Source organism: Halorubrum sp. C191 (assembly GCF_002727095.1).
GTDB lineage: Archaea > Halobacteriota > Halobacteria > Halobacteriales > Haloferacaceae > Halorubrum > Halorubrum ezzemoulense.
Window position 1 is genome coordinate 1 of the sequence record NZ_NHNZ01000165.1, and the last position, 18,753, is coordinate 18,753.

An 18,753-nucleotide genomic window follows, 5' to 3' on the forward strand; every position below is an offset into this window, starting at 1 on the left:
ATCTCTGTCGGTGAGTATAGACCGGTACTTCTCGTCGGGTCTGTATTATCAGCTCTTGGTTACAGGGAGAACCAGCGCACAGATACTACAGAAGACGATGGTGCGCGTATTTCAGTATTCAATCCCAGTGAGGCACGGGTTCTACGAGCAACCCGAACTCAGCATCTGTGAGCACTGGCGCGAAAGAGCCCTCGACAGGCTGTTGTCGGGAACAGAACACTCAATTCGACGATTGAGAGGTCATTTAGGAGCTAGTTCCGGAAATCACGCTGCTTGTCGCCCCCTCGGTACAGATATTTCAGTGCTACCTGTGGCAACTCAGTAACAATAGCGTTGAGAGCCATGTACTTACAACAGACACTCTATCCGATCGGACTGGCCAGTACCAACATTGCGATAGGCTGGCTGCTTTATTATTCATCTGAGCCGATCCTCGGAGGGCTGCTCGTCGTGGTTGGGGCCTTTGTCATCCTCACTTCAATTGGGAGTACTCTCAGTCGATATAAATCCGTACTCAGTGATCAACACTGACTCGAGCAACAATGGCTTACTACTATTATATCCGCTACCGGTTAGGTACATGAATGCCCTCCACAGCATCTGTTCAAAAGTCACGAGACAGAACTGTGATTGATCCTGAGGGGTCTGTGTTCCACGCCCAGGGTACGCGCAGCGGGTCGCTTTGTCACCACATCCGTAGATGAGCTCAGCAGCCACAACTCACAATACGGGGGATAGTCGCCTCCCGGATCCCGAACTATCGGCCCTCCTTGTGGCGAATCTGGTTCCGGTTGTCGGGATTGTTGTGTTCAACCTATCGGTTTTAGAACTGCTGACCTTATATTGGCTTGAGTTCGGTGTTGTCTGTTTTTGGGCGGTTGTTCGAGCGACGTTTGCCGGGCGGCCAATGGAACGGAATGGGGATCCAATCCTGTTGGGGGCGATTGCCACAAAAAAGACCTCTATTTCAGTCCCGCTGATCGGTGCTAACGTCCGACTACTGACGATTCCGACACTTTTGTTCGTGGTACCGATCCTCATCGGACTGTGGCTATTCGTCGGGGCATTAGTTGTCGGCCCCGTAGCAAATGTGAATCCGGATGCCAACATCTCGTCGTGGCTTATCGCTGGTGCGTTTGGAATTTTCATCGCAGCAGGATGGCGAACAGCCACTACGTACTTTCGAGATGGTGATTACCAAGATCACAACGTCGCAACCGCTCTTCAGAGTGTCGTCACGGAAGGCGCAACAGTACTCCTCGCGAGCATCATCGCGCTGCTCACCGCAGCTCTGGTTGTCTCTAACGGCGGGGGTGGAGAGACCTCTCGTGCGGTTGAACGGGTTGCGACGGGACCACTCGTCGCAGTGGTAGTCTCAATTAGGCTCCTCACCGATCTCGCAGAATACTACTACGATGGCCGTCTCGGTGCGGGATTGTGGTCACTTGTCGGTCGTGGAGACGCATACAGTCCCCCGGAGCGTGAGACAATTGAGACAACGCTATCAGGAAATCCCACAGTTTTGCGGCCGTCGCTGTCGGGACGGCTACTGCCTACGGCCTCACATTTCCGGACACACCCTGGACTATGGTTGCTGACACCACTCGCCTTTCTCGCCGCATCACTTGCTGTATTTGATGGTGCTACCCAAATAGCGGGTGGCATCATGCTTCTTGGGACCGGCGTCCCGCTTGGTCTCATCCATCTCGACTACTGGATCCGGTACGCTGGTGTTGAATACCGGCTAGATTCGGACACCATTGTTGCGACTGATACCCTGTTTCAAACCCCTCTTTGGCGGTACGAATCGCTAGCTGATCATGAGGTCCGAATCGAACGTGACGCCGTCGACAGGTGGTTAGACACCTCGACGGTACTTGTTGACCGCGGTGACAGACCGACCAAGCTACCACGACTCGAAGATACCACCCCAATCACGGACTCTCTTGTCGACGTGAGTACCGCTGACAGTGACGCTGGTGTCAATTGGAATGCGAATACAGACGAGCCAGACACCATGGTGGAAGTTAGTATCGAACTGCTGCGGTTAGACAGTACAGCACCCCGTATGTCGCTTGTGTCGATGACTCTGTTCGGAGTCGTCTCACTGATTGCGTTGGTGATAGCTGCTCAGTTTGAAGGCGGCGCAGCAGCGGGTGTCTTCGTATTTCTGTTCACTGTGATTCCGCTCGTCGGACTTATAATCTACCAGATCAGCAATAACTAATGCTGTTGGCCCTCCAGTGTTAGGCTGCGGTTCCACCAATTTGGGACACTAACCTCTATTGGTGGTGTGTCGGTACTAGATACATCTACTTGACGAATGATAGTACTGGTGGACGGGGTGGAGGGCCGTCCTTCCAGCGGAGGGTGATCAATGAAGCGTCGCGGGGGGGTAGGTGAGCCTCCCATCCGTTGGGGGGGAGGTGAGCGATGGGAGAGGCCCAGCGACCGGATATTTGTTCAAGACCGCCTCCGGCCGGCGGCTACCTGTATCTAATACTGGGAATAGTATCAAGCCCGTAGCAGCGTTTCATCGGGAGAAACACGGCGCAGTTGGGCCTAAATGAGATTGTTGAGTGTTAGGCCATGCTCTCCGTTGAGCTAGTGGCATCGTTATACTGGTAGCCACCGAATCCGAGAAGCGGGTAGAAGACGAATGAAATAAACGTGAGTCCGAGGCCGAACAGAATCCCCTTATTGAATTTGCCAGCGACATCGATACTAACTTTCAGCGTGGCGAAGAAATTGATCACTGGGACGAAGAACAGAGCAAACCAATACCATGCGTTTCCGCTCACCTTGACTAAGACGTAGAGATTGTATATCGGAATAATCGCAGCCCAGCCCGGTTTCCCAGCTTTCTCAAATACTTTCCACAATCCGGCAAAAATCAAAATAATGAGTCCTAGTGTAACGAACAATTCAATATTGGTACTACTGGCTCCTTGTATCGAAACTGATGAACTCAACGCTGATCGCATCAGTCAATGAATTCTTCCATATTAATAAAAATCCAAGTCACCGTTTCACACTCTGAATTACGACCATTGGAATAGTTATCATACCGAACCCAAACTTCCAGAACACATATGTTCGTAGCTTTCGACTGAGGAAGTAATGTCCGCGCTTCAGTCTGCCCTCCTCAATTGGAATCCGAGTCGGATCATAACTGCCGTCATAGCTGGCACTGCAGTCTTTCTTGCGTCCCAAGTTACTGATGGAGTTCTCTTGGAGCTTGGCGTGGCAGTTCTCTTAGCAATGGTACTCCATATTCCATGGTGGTTGTACAACCGTCATACCACCCAGTCTGTAGATGGGTGACAGACTCGCGCCCTGTATTTAACAGCCCGTTTGTACCAACTGCTAAGAATTTCAACAGAGCCGAGAGGTTGAAATGGTGAACACAGAATTAAAAACAAGCAACTGGATCTACCACATAGCACTATTGCCAACTGACGGACTAGGCACCGTCGTGGTGATTAATAGACATGATAGATGATATCTTAGAGTTCATTTTTGAACTATTGCTGGAGTTGGTCCCAAACGCGGTATGGAAGGTTCTGCTGAGTGTGGTCGGGATCGCGGTGACGGTAGTCGGAGCGACAAAAATTACAGAGTCAACACGAATAGGGGCCGCATTAATTGCCGTCGGTACATTCCTATTTATAGGCTCTCTCTTCTCGTTGTACCGATCGAGCTAATTCTTTTTTTATTACGACGCCGTCACGAGCACGAACCCGACGACACCGATGAGGAACACGATGAGTGTGAACACGAAGCCGGTCAGTTTCACTCGACGGCCATAGGCGTTGAGTTCGTCTCGGGAGTACATGATTGTAACGAGGCGAGACGGATGTCGGAACGGACTCGGTGGCCGTGGGTCTGGAATACGTTCACGCAGTCGTCTGTATTCGGTAAATGACCAAATGCCATAGAGTGTGAGCCCAAAGACAAATCCTAAACCCGATAGAAGCGCCGCAAGGAACGCGAATCCGACTGGATCAGCCACACTGACCTGTATTGATGACTCCTCTGAGTTCAACAGAAGTACCACTATAGTCACGAGAGAAACGAAAAACACAGCTGGTGTAAACAACATGAGACGCTTACTAACTCGAGACAGTGTGTCTCGATTAAACCCGAACACCGTGTCATATCGAGTTGGCTCGCGCCCAGTTGTTTGACTGATCCCTACATTTTGGCCAGGATTACGCGCCCCAATCGCATGAAGTGCTGTCAAGAGCGCCAGAAGACTCCCAAAACCAATGAATCTGAATGGAGCAAATACCGTTTGTCGCTTGAGAAACGCTCCACTAGGGTTGTCGGGGGTAACGTAGGCTGTCGCTGTCTCATTCGGCTCATATGGCTCAATACTACGTTGAGCGTCACTCCGGACGGTGTATATCGGCCGCGTTGAGCCTGGGAACACCTGTTTGCTCGTATATTCACGCCCCTGATATTCGTAGGTGTGCTCAACTGAGATGCGGTAGTAGAAGCGACGCCCATCAGATCTGCTGATATCGGTGCCAACAACAGTTGTTTCGACAGCGACAGCATCGTCAACAGCGTCCGACTGCTGGACGTAGTCATATCCTCCATACCCAGCGATGCCGAGTCCGAGAATGAGCGCGAGAAGGATCAGCGGCGTAACCGTGACAGCCACCCCACGGAGAGTAAACTGCATTTCACCTGAATGTTTTTATTGGAACCAATAAGCCTGAACGGAGTGTTTCAACAGCAGCAACAGCAGTCAGCGTAATTCAAGATGGAGCCCCCGACCTCAAGGAGCGACCGAAGAGAGTGAGTAGGTCGGGAAGGGAACCGACATGATTCCGTCATTACCACGTTCTACACGTGGCTAACTCTCCTCCAAAAACAGTATTGTCATAAAGACTTAGCGTAACATCTGAATTACGGATGGAGGTACGTCGTACGGTCCCCGTCAAACTCGACGTGGCCGACAGCGACGCCGCCCTCCTCCACGAAACCATCTCCGAGTTCCTGTGGGCCGCCAACTACGTCGTTGACCACGCCTGGCAAGGTGAGTACAAGACGACGAGCAAAGCCCAACTCCAGCGTGAAACCTACGACGACGTGCGGGCCAAAACGAGGCTCCAAGCGAATCTCGTCCAGAACGCTCGCAATAAGGCCGCCGACGCCGTCCAGAGCGTTGTCGCACGCTGGAAACAGGGTGACTACGCGGGAAAGCCGCACTTCTCCGCCCCGACGCTCGTCTACGACAAGCGATGTGCGACGTTCAACGACGACCACGCGACGCTCTCGACCGTTGCGGGACGTATCACCGCCAGATATGTTCTCCCCGACGGGGATCGCGAGACGCCTCATTCAGAGTTTCTGTTCAACGACGACTACGACGTGACGGGCGCAGAACTACACTACCGCGACGACGAGTTCCACCTTCACGCCCGCACAAAGGCGGACGCGGAGTTCGAGACTGCCGATGACGGTAACGACGGGCACAACACAGTCCTCGGCGTTGACCTCGGCATCGAAAACGTCGCCGTCACCTCCACGGGCACGTTCTGGAACGGGGCAGAGCTGAACCACTGGCACCGCGAGTTTGAAAAGCGGCGCGGGTCGTTCCAACGATGTGGAACCCGGGCCGCCCACGAACCCATCCAGTCGGTTGGACGTACCGAGACGGGGCGCTATGACCACTTCTTACACACCGTCTCGAAAGAACTCGTCGCGGAAGCCGTCGAACACGACTGTGACGTGATCGCGTTCGAGAACCTGACTGGGATTCGTGACCGAATGCCGAACGCCAAGACATTCCACGTATGGGCCTCCCGCCGGCTGTGCGCGTATGTGGAGTACAAAGCCGAAATGGTCGGTATCTCGGTCGAACAGGTGAGTCCCGCGTACACGAGCCAGCGGTGTTCCAAGTGCGGGTTCACTCACGAGGATAACCGCCCCGCCTCGAACGAACCGGACGTGTTTGAGTGTCTCAAGTGCGGATACTCACCCCACGCCGACTACAACGCGGCAAAGAACATCGGCCTGAAGCATCTCCGCTCGGGGCAAACGTCGTCGGGCGGAGGCGCACCCGTAAACGTGCGCTTGAATCGTGGGAGATTGAACGTGAACGGGGATTACGAGCCTGCCAGCGATGGCCAGAACGGGAGTCCACGCGAAAGCCCTACCCTCAACGAAGCGAACGGCAGCGCCGTGAGCGAGTTGGGTAGGGTAGTTCACAGCCGGCTATACCACTCGACATATCTGTGTTTCCGGGCCAGTAACGGGTATGATGAAATTATGGATGAATCGCTTGAACAACCAGCGTGAGTGAGCGCAATGACATCAGTAACTGCCCAGCGGTTCAACGCTGTTCCATCTAAAAATCCGAAAGCGAATCCCCTCCACCAATGCTGCTCTCATTAGGACCCTCACTTGCCGTTGATCTCGTTGCCGTAGGCCTCCTGGCGTGGGTAACGTGGCAAACTGCGAAGGATCGGTCCCCCCCAAATGCGGTCCCCTTTGCGCTCATGAGCGGCAGTCTGTTACTATGGGCACTGCTCTCGCTGATCTCTGAATTTCCGAACGCATGGGGGGTCGGATCGAATTTGGCTGCTATCGCGCAGGTTGTCCCGGTCGTGTTTCTCCCCGCGATATGGCTGGTCTATGTCCTTGGGTATATCGGCCGAGAGACAGGCTTTACTTCCCTCCGAGGGGGCTTGTTTGTTCTCCTTGCGCTCCCGCTGATTGGGGCAGCAGCCACGTTCGAGGGTGACCCAACGCGGGAGGAGATCCGTCGCTCACTCGCGTCACTCGTCGGTACTGAACTGTTATTATTGTTCATAATTTACGCCTACGCGGCGTTTCTCTTCCTCAGGTACGGCTGGAACCACGGCCGTGTTTCAAGAACACAGGTTGCGATCCAGCTAGGAGCAATCTCAGCACCATACATTATCGGGGGCTGGCTTGACGGGAGTTTGATCATCGACGGAGTCACTGGCGGGTTGTTAGTTTCGGGGGTGTTACTTACCGTTGCGATTCAACGCTATCCGGTATTGACGGGGTTCCCGAAAGCAGATTATGTCGCGCGGTCACGCGTCGTCGAATCGCTCCAGGAGGCGGTTGTCGTTGTCGACTGGGAAGCAAATATCCTCGATGCCAACGTGACAGCTGAAGGCTTGTTTGGGTGGGCGACACGAGACGTGATCGGGACACCAGTCAGCGCGGCCGTAGACGGATTCGATGTGACAAATCTATCAGCTGGTACAACTGAGGTTGTCTCGCTCCAAACGACAAAGGGCCGACGTCAGTTTCAGTACACGGTCTCCGATGTCGAACGCGACACGAGTGACAGCGACGGGGAGCCCGTGGCGCGGACAATTGTCTTCCGGGACGTGACCGATCAGCGAACCCGTGAACAGCGGCTCTCAGTACTCAATCGCGTGCTTCGACACAACGCCCGGAACAAACTCGACGTGATCTTAGCGCATGCGGATCACGTAGAAGACGACACGCACCGGACAGCGATTCAAAATAGTGCCAGCGAGCTTGCCTCGGTCAGCCGGAAAGCACGAGAGGCTGAAGCAGTTATGACCGATAGCGTTAGCGCCCCGTCAACGGTCGATATTGCTGCGGTCGCCCACGAAGTCGCCGCAACGGCCCGTGATGATTACCCGGATAGCAGCATCTCAGTCACTGCTCCGGAGCGGCTACAATTGACCTCCTATCGAACTGTTGTGCGACGGCTTATGACAGAACTCGTCGAGAACGCTATTGTTCACTCAGACGACCCCGCACGAGTCGATATCGAGGTCGAAACGACAGCTGATGATATCCCACAGCTCCGCATCGCAGACAATGGTCCTGGGATCCCAGACCGAGAGCGAGACTTGTTGACCGAATCGAGCGAAACACAACTTGAGCACGGACTGGGTGTCGGACTCTGGTTCGTCAATTGGGCCGTAAGCCAACTGGGCGCTGAACTTGAGTTCCAGTCTACTGGTACCACAGGCACTACCGTAGTCGTTCGTTTTTATCGGAACAGAGAGTCGATGCCGCAAGACTCAGACGGCAGCCATAATCGGTGACAGGCGTATTGATGCTGGAGCCTTAGCCGACCGCGGCTTTATTTGAACTTTCAGAAGGTAGTATATTGTACTGGGTCCTAGTTTGTGTAGAATCCTTCAGAATCGCTCAGTAAAGGGTACTTACAGACCAGATTCGGACTATACCCCTCCTAATGCTGTCAAGAACGTCTTGCGAGATACAGAGGGTGAATTCAGTAGGATAACCCCACGTGGCTTAGCGTATCGGCAGTAATCTAACAATCAGCCTCACTACTGTGAATTCAAAAGTCGACCTTCCATTACCCAATGATGTACTCCGGAGCGAGGAAGATAATGGCGAGAAGACAGACAAATACGAGAATGGCTGTGAGACGCAATAGACCAGCCGCCCGTCGTCGAGTTTTTGGAAGAGATTCAGCAGTTCCGGACAGCGCAGCTCCGACGATAAAAAATAGCATCCACGGGACTCCTCCAGCCTCGCCGACACTCCAACCATACACGAATATACACAAGAAGGCGAGCGACGCGCCAAACTGGATGAGTGAATTGGGGCGACCTTGTGGCTCGTTAAACAGAACGTTGCTGATGTAGGGGACCATAGTTGATACGTACCTGCTAAAGATACAAAATAATGACTTAGTATGATCCCAGTGGAACGTGTTCTGTGCTACGCGATTCCACCGCAGGAACCGAGAGGTAAATACTGCGAGATTCGCGCGCTGTATCTCGCACGACGATCCGAATGTCTCCCTGAATTAGTAGAACTCCCGGTGTTCAATGCGCAGGCACATTTCTCCGGGTGATTCAGATCTGAATTCACAAAATAAATGTTGTGGCAAATCTTCTGTCTCCCTATTTTACCTCACTAAACATACGTTCAACGGCATTGCGATTCCCATGTGTAACGTGCTGGAGTCGAAGCCTGTGACGATGACAGGGCGCGTGTAACCACAGCGCGCCGTCGACCAGAAAGATTGCGTCGTCGATTTGACATCCTCCTCCGCGTAAACGCGGAGGAATCCCGAGCGGTGGGAGTTTCAGGTTCACAGTCCAATCAGTTGACTACCAGACCTTTCGGGCATAGGTAGTCCCACAGTGTCGGACTGGTGGACTGCTGGCCATGCCAACTGGCCGTTACCCCTATCCTCGGCCGTGTACTGCGTCCCAGTGTTGTTTTTGCCACGGGGACGCCAGCAGACATCATCGGAATTAGGGGTATCGTCTGAATCGCTTTGAGCAATCGACAGAGACACACCCTTCGAGGATGTGGCGTTCACCGACTGCCTTTTTAGATACTGCCTCGTTACGCGGGCGGACAGGCCGCCTCTGGAGGACGGTTCGGAATCCGCTCCGTTCCGACCGATTCCTACCTTCGCATAGAGCGGCCTGTCAATTAAATCTCCGTATATGAAACTCGGTACAGACGTTCGGCCAGTGGATTGCTTCCCGCCATGTCGGCTTCATCACCCGCCTAAAGGCGGGCGTATTCGCCTTCTAGTCTCTATAATCTGTGCGTTGCTGAGCTTCGTCCGGAGACGGTCGGTCCACAACCGCTTTGATACTGAAGCCACCCAACACAGTACGGTGATTCAACTCGATCCGCTGGGGCTGTTCAGGGTCGGTATTCCAGCGGTGAGTGGCGGTGTCGCCGGGGCAGTGGGGGTGACGGCGCACCGACGACTCCGGCAGGGGGATGCCCGCACCGGGCTCGCTAGGCCGTTCGTCGTCCTCGCCGGGGTGGTGTCGCTCCTCGGGGTCGGATACGCCGGGCTACACGCAGTGACGCCACTCGAGAACCTGCCACTGGGGTCCGCAGTCCTACTTCTGGCGGTTCCATGGATGACGTTTGCAGCACGATACATCGGGATCGGGCGGTACATCACACCTAGACGAGTACTCGCGGTGACGCTGGCCGTGGCTATCCTCGTCGGTGTGAACCTTTTGGGACGACTGATACAGGAGGGGTGGATCACGACCTCGCTGGTGGGTACTGAGGCGCTCCAGACGCTCGAAACGGCACAGTCGGTGGCCACACTGGTACTCCTGACCCTCGTGTTCGCACTGATCGGGGGAGTTGTCGTCGCGACGTATCGACACGACCGACTGTCGACGGTACAGAGTCTCCTCGTCGTAATACCGATCGCCGGATTCATCTTTACCGTTCAGACGACCCGTCCTACGACGCCGCTGTTGAACGACGTGCTGATCGGGAGTACGTTTCTCGTGGTCGCCGCCAGCCTCACGCTGGGGATCTTTCGCTATGATGTCATGACGCGCGTCCCCGCGACCCGGAGACTGGGTGAGCGGGCGGCACTGACAGAGACCGACGAGGCGATTTTCGTCCTTGACGACCGGGCACGGGTGGTCCGAGTCAACGAACCGGCCGAACAAATGTTCGGCGGCGCACAGACGCTGGCCGATGTCACGGATCACTCGGTGACATCCCTGACCGAACTCAATACTATCACCTGCCGGACGACGACGGGCCACAGACAGTTCGAACCGAGCGTCTCGCCGCTTGTCGACGAGTACGGGGAGACGTTCGGTTACACCGTCATGTTGATCGACGTGACGAACCGCGAAATCAGGCGACAGCGGCTGGCGGTACTCAACCGCATCCTCCGTCACAACGTCAGGAACGAACTGGACGTGATACGGGCGCACGCGGAGGAGGCCGACCTCGCCCCGGCCGTCGACGGCGCGGACAGACTGAGCGCACTGAGCGCGGAGGCACGGCGGGTCCAAGATCTCATGGAGCGGTCCGCGGCCGATCGAACCGAAGTCAGCTTACGTCCGCTTCTCGAAGATGTTGTCGCCGACGCAACGGCTGGTGTAAACGCCGACGTGACCCTCACTGCCCCCGACGTGACGGTAAACATCGACCCGGAACGGTGCCGATACGTGATCGATCACCTCGTCGAGAACGCAGTCGAACACAACGACGGGGAGTCCCCACGCGTCGTGGTTCGTGTAGAACGGACCGGGGCGGACGTCCGTCTTGTCGTCGCGGACGATGGTCCAGGGATACCAGAGTCAGAGCGGGCAGTGATCGAGGGGGGCGTCGAGACCCCCTTCGAACACGCCAGTAGCTTGGGCCTCTGGGGGACCAACTGGGCCGTCCAGAGCATGGGCGGGTCACTCTCCTTCGATGAGAGTGATCTCGGCGGGACAGCCGTTGAGGTTGTCCTCAGAGACGTGGCAGTCTCCGACGTGTGACAATGAAAAGAGAGCATTCGGGTGAGGTGTATCAAGCGTCGTAGCAGCCTGGGCCACCTGGACCACGGTGCCCGTCTCTCTTATCGAGATACCTATACGAGGCCGACAAACGTTCCGTTCTTGGCACATAGCCCACACTCTGCGCTTACAGAGTGGGGCTGCTATCCCTAGCAACTCAAATTGACAACGACTGGATCACGATATATCATCTGCTGAATGGTTTTTAACAGAGCCAGCATTTTTAGTTACTAGGTGTCTGAAAGACGACTTGATGTATTCAGCCCTCCGACAGAACACTCGGACATTCGGACGACGCATACAGCGGGTATCGCTACTTCGTCTGTCATACCGCTCTCGGTGGTGTGAGAAGATGCGTCTACAGTCAGCTGAACCCCGCAGCAACGTCCGACATTCTCCTCATTGTACGCGGCCTCGTGGTGATTGACAGTATGAACGACGATTCAGGTGTGAATGTTAAGGGTCCCGATAGCCTCAAGGGTGCTTTATTGTACATCCTCATTGGGATTGCTATCGCCAGCTACGGAGGATACGATTACGTTCAACAGACGGAGGCAGTCCGAGAATCAGTCGAGGTTGATGCGACTATCACCGAACTCGATATCGAGGCTGATAGCGGAACGTCATCAAATCCGGGCGCCGATTTCGATCCGGTGGTTGAGTTTGAGTACACGTATAACGGAAATGAATATACTGGGACAAAAATATACCCCGCAGATCTTGAACAGAACTACGAGACGCAATCGGGCGCCGAATCAGCCATTGAGGAGTACGAACAGGGGGCACAGACAACCGCATATGTTTCTCCCGACGAGCCGGGAGATGCGTTTTTGAAAAATCAAACGTCGAACGCACCGATCATTGCGATTGTACTCGGTGGACTATTCACCCTCTTCGCCGCGGTTTCCGCCGTAAGGAAATTCTAGCACGCTGGAACTGCGCTGAGGGTAATCCGTGGGGGTGGAGCAGAATATATTCGTTGTTGATCAGGAATAGTAAGCGTTAAACCTAGGAACATTCTCTGTTTCTGAGCCAGAGAGTACAGGTAACACCTATACAATTGCCGGATGCTGGCTGAACTATGGACAGAAGCTCGAAGAGCCAGTTGTTGGTCTCCGGGGGAAGTCTTCTACTAGTATTCCAACTAATCGTGTTTCAAGGGGCGTTCAACATCGTCGAAAGCTCTGGAGTTTCAGGTAGGCTGAGGGGTGTTCTCAGTGGTGGATTATTACTCATCGCCACGATCTGTGTCGGTAGCGGAGCATATCTTCGGTATTAGCGTACGCTAGTTACACAGGGTCTACACTGAGCGCTTGAGCGTCGACCGATTTTTGTGAAATGATACCATACACACAGTTGCTGATGCCCTCCGCAGATTACGGGGACGAACCTCCTTTGAGGGCCGGAGGGACAGGGGGCATCAGCCTTTTGTACGCTGGTAGTACGCCTTTGGTGGAAAACATTTTGCCGTATGTATTTCAGCTACGACCGCTAATTGTCGGCATGTGTATGCCCTCCATCTTCAACCAACTGGACGATCACCCGGTCTCACTTGTGGCCGGATTTGTGACCGTCGCCGGAGTGTATGTACTCACTCCGGCAGTGTGGTACACGGCGTTGATCGCGGGAATGATCGTGTCTGGCGTTCTTGAATTTGCGATCAAGGAGGTACCGCCTGACACCGACGAGTACGACCCGGAACAGTACCCGCTGTGGGCAGCCGCGGATTCGGGTGATGTTCCAACCGACGGCCGCAACACCGACTCTACGGATGATGCGTTGTCAACACTCCAAGAACGATATGCCAGCGGTGAGCTCAACGATGCGGAATTTGAAGACAAAGTTGAACGACTACTTGAGTCCGACAGAGATGACGCGCAATCGCATCTGGAAGAAGATTCTGTCACGGAAAAGTTGGAAAAGTAACTGTAGACGGCTCCCGTAACTTAGTTCTACAGAGAAAACAAGGCGAGTGCCTCGGGGCTTGACCCCGAGGCGGTTCACACTTCCTCCCTGCGTTGGTTGATGAACACGCGCCCGACGGATGTGCTTCCGAACCTGAAACACGTCTCGGAGCATTATCACCGAGCGCACGTCTTCTGAAACGATGCCCTCCAAACGGACGTTCGCGAGGCGCTTAGGTGCGCTCGTGGCAACCGGGCTCGGTGTTAATAGGCCCATTGGAGCACTGACTTCAGAACCCCCGCCCGCTGGAACGCTCGCAGTCAACGGATCCGGTGAAACGGGAGCGGCGACAGGTAGCTCGGCCAAACACAGCCCTGCGCGGCAACTCCACTCAGCGGTTGCTAACGGGACGTACAAGCCGGCCGCAGTTACATCACGGGGAGTTGACACCGTGGTTACTGCGCGGTTTAACCCGAGCCTGGTAACGATGACGGGGGTCCCACAGGGGGTTGCGGCCCCGATCCGTGACCTCCTCTCTCGGTACGACAGTGTATCGCTTGACCGACTCCAACAGGTGGCTGGCGGAACCGCACTCACGACAGACGGCCCTGAGGGCTGTGGTGTCATCGTCGGTGACATCGACGCACGGACACTCCGTCGAGAACTCACTCGAGACGCCGATCTCATCCGAGAGCCAGCCACCAAGGCCGGCTTTACCCGGTTCAAGTCGAAACGCACCACCACGACGCTTGGTGTCCGCGCGGACGAAGTTGTCATCGGGCACGCTTCATCGATTAGCAGTGCGGTGGCCCACCGCGACGCTGGTATCAGCGGTCACGACACGGAGCACTCACGGACAGACACAGACTACGGATCGCTCCCGTCACGGCTCCACGGAGACGCGACGGTCTGTGTCGACTTGGGGACAGAGACGCGGGAGTATCTGCGACGCACCCTCTCGGACGCACCGAAAGCGCTCCGGACGGCGGTTGATGCGGCAGCCGCAGTTGGCGTCGCTTGTAGTGTGACCCCAGACGGCTCAGGGCCTTCGAAGTCTCTGTCAGCCACGCCCCCGACAAGCCAGCATGACACTGCCGATACTCCGATGACGACGTTTCGGTACGGCGCAGTAGCCGATCCGAAACGGCTCGACAGAGAGACGGCAGAGGCGATTGCGCGCGCCGCACGCGAGGGAGAATCCTCGTTTAGTGACGCAACCGTCTCTAGACACGGGCGTACAGTAATACTAGAAACTGCCGCCGACGGCGATATATTTGCGCCACATGCCGAACTGGCGGGGGTGACCGTCGGCGACGTCGAGTCGCTGTCAGACTCATGAGTTCCAACATTGCGTCCACTCTCGACACACGGCATCGGTTGCCGTATGACCCCAACGCAGCTACAGCGGTACTCTATTACCGCACAATCAGTTCGACGATGCAAGACCGACAAAACCTCCAAATACGACCGCGAGACCGAGCGAGGACAGGGCAATGAGTTCTGAGAAGGGCCCCACAGAATCTCCAGATGAATCGACGCCGGATACGGACACACGAACCGAGCGCCACTCGCCGACAACTTCCGACCGTGTTCCGCCACGCTCCGAGTCGGGATCGGTTGTCGACCGGCTGACCACTCGACACGCCGTTGGTGTCGCAGTGATACTGGCGCTTGCTGCGGGGCTGTTCGTCGCTCCCAGCGTGTACGGCGCCGTAACCGGTCCCGACGGCACCGTCGCTGTGATCGAGATCGACGGAGCGATAGACTCGTCGACAGCACAGCACGTCGAAGACAACCTCCGAGACGCCCGCATGAACGACTCCATCCAGGCGGTCGTCTTGGAAGTTGACAGCGGTGGCGGCCTGCCTGCACAGAGCGAACGGATGTACGCTGCGGTCGACCGTACTGCCTCGGTGATGCCGGTATACGCCGCAGTAGATACGCTCGGAGCGTCCGGCGCGTATCTCGCGATTGCGCCTGCCGATCGCATCTACGTAGCTCCGTCCGCGCAGGCGGTCGGTAGCGTCGGTGTTGCGGGGGCCGCGCCGGCTCCAAACGGGCCAAGTGCGGGTACGACCGGCCCTGACAAACGAGGTAGCGATCCGGACACACAACGCGAGCGGCGACAAACGCTCGCCAACCTCTTCATCGAGAACGTGATCGAACAGCGCGGCGAAGAGATCGAGCTTGACCGAGAAGCGATCGCGCACGCCGATGCTTATCTCGGAACCGAAGCCGTTGCCAACGGATTCGCGGACCGATTTGGCTTTGTCGATGGAGCAGTCGCTGATGCCGCAACTGAAGCCGGTATTGACGACTACGCGGTCGACACGCGTCGTACCGAGAATCGCGTTCCGGGGGGTATTCCGCTCTTACAACAGGACGACAGTACTGTCGTCGTTGTCGACGACTCTGAAAGCGATCTCAACGACGATCTTATCCTCGCGGTGGCACCGCAAACATGGGACGAGACTGTCGGCGAGGAAATAGTCATGACAAGCTACACTGGACGACTGCCCACGGACCAACTCAGTAGTGAGACGAACGCCGACGACGCCCGCACGCAACACGACGATACCGGCGCGACGAACGGAGGTGAGCCCGCATGAGCGTTAATCTCCGAACGGCAATCGGCGCATTCGCGCTCATATTCCTGGCTGTTGTCGGCGTCGCCGCAGCCGGGGGCGTCCTCTTAGATACGGCCCCACCGGATACGGAGCCTGTTACAGACGACCACTGGCGGCTCGACTCCGTCGAACCGGAAACCGTCAGCGAGGGCGGTGACATCGAAATGGAGAGCGGCGAGCCGTCGAACACGGTCGTCGTCCACCTCGGAAGCAGTACGACTGGCGCCGGTGGCGGGCTGCCCGTGCTTCCGATTGAGGACGGTAATGCCCCCACGGAGGCAGATATTGGGACGCTCGGTGGCGCCCGGCGTGGCGTCACACCGCTTACCTCGACACTCATCGAGAACGGCCACGAGGTTCGGTTCTACGGCGGAATCAGAAGCGGTGAGCGGCTCCAGTCGCTGCTCGCTGATGCGGACGCGTTCGTGACGACCGCCCCCGGCGCACTCTCGGGACCAGATGCTGATGCCGTCAACTCGTTCGTTGAGGCGGGCGGCCGAACCCTCGTCGCGAGTGACCCAGGCAACGCCGGGGCATTGACCGACTTCGGATCCCCGTTCGGCGTCTACGGCGACGCCGGCTACGTGTACGACATGGAGCACAACGACGCGGGCTACCTCAGCGTCCTCGTACAGCCGCCCGAGTCGACGCCGCTTACTGAGGGGGTTGAGCAGGTCGTCCTTCGTGGCGCGGCGTCCGTTGGCTCTGCTGACGATTCAGCAACGCTCACCACGGCGGAGACATCGCGTCTTTCGACCACTCGGGAGTCTGGCTCATACACGGTCGCAGTACGGAGCGAGTCTCTCGCAGTAGTTGGAGACTCGAGTTTCTTCGCGCCCGAAAACGCCCGTCGCGCCGATAACGGCGTCTTCATCGGGAACCTCGCTGACTTCCTCGTGAGCGGTGACGCGCCTGACGTGTCGTTCGGACCGCCGACCGGACCGGGCGGCGGGACTCCACCGGGTGGGGGTATGCCGCCCGGTGGCCCGACGCCGCCCGAGCCGCCTGAGCCGCCAGAGAACGCGACGGCTTAGCATCGGTTCATCAGCCGCTGCGTGGATTTTTGCTCTAATATTCCATAGGGCTAACTGCCGGTGCTATTCGTGTGTTCAGGGGAAACCAACGGGTTAGTCACAGTTCTGGAGACGATACAGAGTCAGCCATCTGCCCCCTAAAACGAGACTAACTCTCAACTCTCAGTAGCTCTTCGCCGCGCACACCAGCCGATCAAAAATAGCCTTCAACGACACTAACCACTCCGTTTCCAGTTTCGATCTTGGCACACTCATTCGGGTCGCTGCCGAGAAGACAGTCTGCGCGGTCACCCACACCGTTATCCAGTCGGACATCTACTCGGTAGACTGCGCGTTCGAGACGTGTCTGGATGCTGACGGTGTCTTGTGGACCGACAGAGACGGTCCGAGTGAACGCGGTTTCGCCGTTGTCGTCGGTGATTGTGACGTGAACATTGTGGGTACTATCGTCGTAACTCCTCAGTACCAGACTCTCACCACTAACCCGACGTGTATCTGGGTTTCCTGAGTGGTCGGTTGTGCGATGCGCAGCGCGGTAAGCCTCTTTTGCGGGCATGTACAGACGGTGGAAATCCAGTCCGTAATAAGTTGAGTCACCGTTACCGGACGTGAAACACCAATTTCGCGACTTTGCTGACCTATGCCGGCTCTGTCACTGGCCCAGAAACACCGGACCCATGTATATGTCATCTCGACACTCTGGGGCACACATGCGACTTGAGATAGAATCGCTCGGCAAGCAGTACTCAGAGGGTCTTTGGGGGGTTCGAGACATTACCCTTCGACTCGGTGCTGGTGTACACGGCCTCGTCGGTCCGAACGGTGCTGGGAAGTCTACTCTCATGCGCATGCTCACAACGGTGACGCCCCCGACAGAAGGAGCGATCTACTGGGACGGAACTCGGGTGAGCGAATCGCCCGGTGTCGTCCGAAGCCTACTCGGATATCTGCCACAGGATTTCGACACTTATCCGACGTTAACGCTTGAGGAGTATCTCGAGTACGTGGCGGCGCTACGGGGGCTTGATTCCGAAACGGCGAGCGCGCGGATCGAAGCGTTGCTCGACCTCGTGAACCTCACCGACGTGCGTGATCGGCGCCTCGACACGTTCTCTGGTGGTATGCGGCAGCGGGCAGGGATTGCACAAGCGTTGCTTAACGACCCCGAGCTGTTGGTCGTCGACGAACCAACCGTCGGCCTCGATCCGGAGGAGCGCGTTCGCATGCGTAATGCGCTGGCTGACACCGCTGATGATCGCGTCGTGATTTTTTCGACACACGTCGTCGCGGACATTGAGGCGACAGCTGACACGGTTACCGTGTTAGAAGACGGGCAGTTACTCACCCACGCACCAACCGAGTCGCTGATCAAGTCCGTTGACGGCGATGTCTACGAATGCCGGGTCTCCCAGTCGACGCTAGAGCAACTCGGACAAGAGTTCCCCATCTGTAACACCGTCCAACGGGCAGACGGCGTCGATGTTCGGCTCGTCGCGGAGGATCCGCCGACCACCGACGCCGAGCAGGTCACCGCATCGCTCGAAGACGCATATCTCCAAACGGTTACGCATGCGAACTGACGTCCGCCGAGCCTATCATATTGCTCGGACTGACATTATCGCTCGTGTTCGGTCGCGAAAGCTACTCATCTTTTTTGCCGTTGTCATCTATGTCGGATACCTGATCAACTCGGGCTCGTTTGGCGTCTTCTATACGGTTTCCAACGGGCCGAACGTCAACGGCGCGCTGACCTCTCACCTCGTCGGGCTCAACGCTGGGATGGCCGGATCAGCGGTCATGCTTCTGGCCGGATTCTACGTGCTTCGCGGGTCGCTTGAACGCGATGACCGCCACGGGCACCTCCCGGTGGTAACCAGTTCACAGACCAGTGAACTACCCTACCCTACT

General features: G+C 56.4%; 12 protein-coding genes and 2 pseudogenes. 11 read left to right on the forward strand and 3 right to left on the reverse strand.

Annotated features, from left to right (window positions below; genetic code table 11):
• Positions 1-700: 700 nt before the first annotated feature.
• Positions 701-2,227: a DUF6498-containing protein gene (locus Z052_RS19895; protein WP_129452613.1), complete on the forward strand. Its 1,527-nt coding sequence runs from the start codon at positions 701-703 to the stop codon at positions 2,225-2,227.
• A gap of 355 nt (positions 2,228-2,582) precedes the next feature.
• On the opposite strand, the gene Z052_RS14895 is transcribed toward Z052_RS19895, so the two are convergent.
• Positions 2,583-2,984 (reverse strand): DUF5684 domain-containing protein, encoded by a 402-nt coding sequence (locus Z052_RS14895; protein ID WP_049933027.1) that lies wholly within the window; start codon positions 2,982-2,984, stop codon positions 2,583-2,585.
• A gap of 731 nt (positions 2,985-3,715) precedes the next feature.
• Positions 3,716-4,687 carry a DUF3592 domain-containing protein gene (locus Z052_RS14910; protein WP_094519698.1) on the reverse strand — a complete coding sequence of 324 codons (972 nt, stop codon included), beginning with the start codon at positions 4,685-4,687 and terminating at the stop codon, positions 3,716-3,718.
• Between the two features lie 233 nt (positions 4,688-4,920).
• On the opposite strand from Z052_RS14910, the gene Z052_RS14915 reads away from it, so the two are divergent.
• Together Z052_RS14915 and Z052_RS14920 are read left to right on the forward strand one after the other, a co-directional pair.
• Positions 4,921-6,309, forward strand: coding sequence for an RNA-guided endonuclease TnpB family protein (locus tag Z052_RS14915; RefSeq protein WP_241897968.1), 1,389 nt, complete (start codon positions 4,921-4,923; stop codon positions 6,307-6,309).
• Positions 6,310-6,389: 80 nt separating this feature from the next.
• Entirely contained in the window at positions 6,390-8,066 is a 1,677-nt protein-coding gene (locus tag Z052_RS14920; RefSeq protein ID WP_094519697.1) for an ATP-binding protein, read from the forward strand.
• A gap of 834 nt (positions 8,067-8,900) precedes the next feature.
• Here Z052_RS14920 and Z052_RS14930 read toward each other — a convergent pair.
• A pseudogene (locus Z052_RS14930) lies at positions 8,901-9,035 on the reverse strand (IS6 family transposase); the annotation flags it as partial.
• Positions 9,036-9,629: 594 nt separating this feature from the next.
• Here Z052_RS14930 and Z052_RS14935 point away from each other — a divergent pair.
• From Z052_RS14935 to Z052_RS20600, 8 genes and pseudogenes are all read left to right on the forward strand, one after another.
• Positions 9,630-11,261 (forward strand): ATP-binding protein, encoded by a 1,632-nt coding sequence (locus tag Z052_RS14935; RefSeq protein WP_129452615.1) that lies wholly within the window; start codon positions 9,630-9,632, stop codon positions 11,259-11,261.
• Between the two features lie 449 nt (positions 11,262-11,710).
• Positions 11,711-12,205 (forward strand): DUF3592 domain-containing protein, encoded by a 495-nt coding sequence (locus Z052_RS14940; protein ID WP_094495406.1) that lies wholly within the window; start codon positions 11,711-11,713, stop codon positions 12,203-12,205.
• Between the two features lie 583 nt (positions 12,206-12,788).
• A complete protein-coding gene (locus Z052_RS14950; protein WP_179233699.1) occupies positions 12,789-13,205 on the forward strand; it encodes an SHOCT domain-containing protein in 417 nt (138 codons plus the stop codon).
• Between the two features lie 466 nt (positions 13,206-13,671).
• On the forward strand, positions 13,672-14,523 hold the full coding sequence (locus tag Z052_RS14955; RefSeq protein WP_308204451.1) for a hypothetical protein: 852 nt from the start codon (positions 13,672-13,674) through the stop codon (positions 14,521-14,523).
• A gap of 154 nt (positions 14,524-14,677) precedes the next feature.
• Positions 14,678-15,793: a S49 family peptidase gene (locus Z052_RS14960; protein WP_080508719.1), complete on the forward strand. Its 1,116-nt coding sequence runs from the start codon at positions 14,678-14,680 to the stop codon at positions 15,791-15,793.
• A complete protein-coding gene (locus tag Z052_RS14965; protein WP_089309444.1) occupies positions 15,790-16,845 on the forward strand; it encodes a DUF4350 domain-containing protein in 1,056 nt (351 codons plus the stop codon). The genes Z052_RS14960 and Z052_RS14965 overlap by 4 nt, the downstream gene beginning before the upstream one ends.
• Before the next feature lie 710 nt (positions 16,846-17,555).
• Positions 17,556-18,425: an ABC transporter ATP-binding protein gene (locus Z052_RS14970; RefSeq protein ID WP_049933327.1), complete on the forward strand. Its 870-nt coding sequence runs from the start codon at positions 17,556-17,558 to the stop codon at positions 18,423-18,425.
• Positions 18,415-18,753, forward strand: a pseudogene (locus Z052_RS20600) (hypothetical protein); the annotation flags it as partial. The gene Z052_RS14970 and the pseudogene Z052_RS20600, both read left to right, overlap by 11 nt.

What these genes read in the sequence shown, in the direction of transcription:
- Z052_RS14960 (WP_080508719.1), top strand. Translation starts at nt 14,678, where the DNA reads ATGAGTTCTGAGAAGGGCCCCACAGAATCTCCAGATGAATCGACGCCG.
- Z052_RS14910 (WP_094519698.1), bottom strand. Translation starts at nt 4,687, where the DNA reads ATGCAGTTTACTCTCCGTGGGGTGGCTGTCACGGTTACGCCGCTGATC.
- Z052_RS14955 (WP_308204451.1), top strand. Translation starts at nt 13,672, where the DNA reads ATGACGGGGGTCCCACAGGGGGTTGCGGCCCCGATCCGTGACCTCCTC.
- Z052_RS14970 (WP_049933327.1), top strand. Translation starts at nt 17,556, where the DNA reads ATGCGACTTGAGATAGAATCGCTCGGCAAGCAGTACTCAGAGGGTCTT.
- Z052_RS19895 (WP_129452613.1), top strand. Translation starts at nt 701, where the DNA reads ATGAGCTCAGCAGCCACAACTCACAATACGGGGGATAGTCGCCTCCCG.
- Z052_RS14920 (WP_094519697.1), top strand. Translation starts at nt 6,390, where the DNA reads ATGCTGCTCTCATTAGGACCCTCACTTGCCGTTGATCTCGTTGCCGTA.
- Z052_RS14915 (WP_241897968.1), top strand. Translation starts at nt 4,921, where the DNA reads ATGGAGGTACGTCGTACGGTCCCCGTCAAACTCGACGTGGCCGACAGC.
- Z052_RS14950 (WP_179233699.1), top strand. Translation starts at nt 12,789, where the DNA reads ATGCCCTCCATCTTCAACCAACTGGACGATCACCCGGTCTCACTTGTG.
- Z052_RS14940 (WP_094495406.1), top strand. Translation starts at nt 11,711, where the DNA reads ATGAACGACGATTCAGGTGTGAATGTTAAGGGTCCCGATAGCCTCAAG.
- Z052_RS14965 (WP_089309444.1), top strand. Translation starts at nt 15,790, where the DNA reads ATGAGCGTTAATCTCCGAACGGCAATCGGCGCATTCGCGCTCATATTC.
- Z052_RS14895 (WP_049933027.1), bottom strand. Translation starts at nt 2,984, where the DNA reads ATGCGATCAGCGTTGAGTTCATCAGTTTCGATACAAGGAGCCAGTAGT.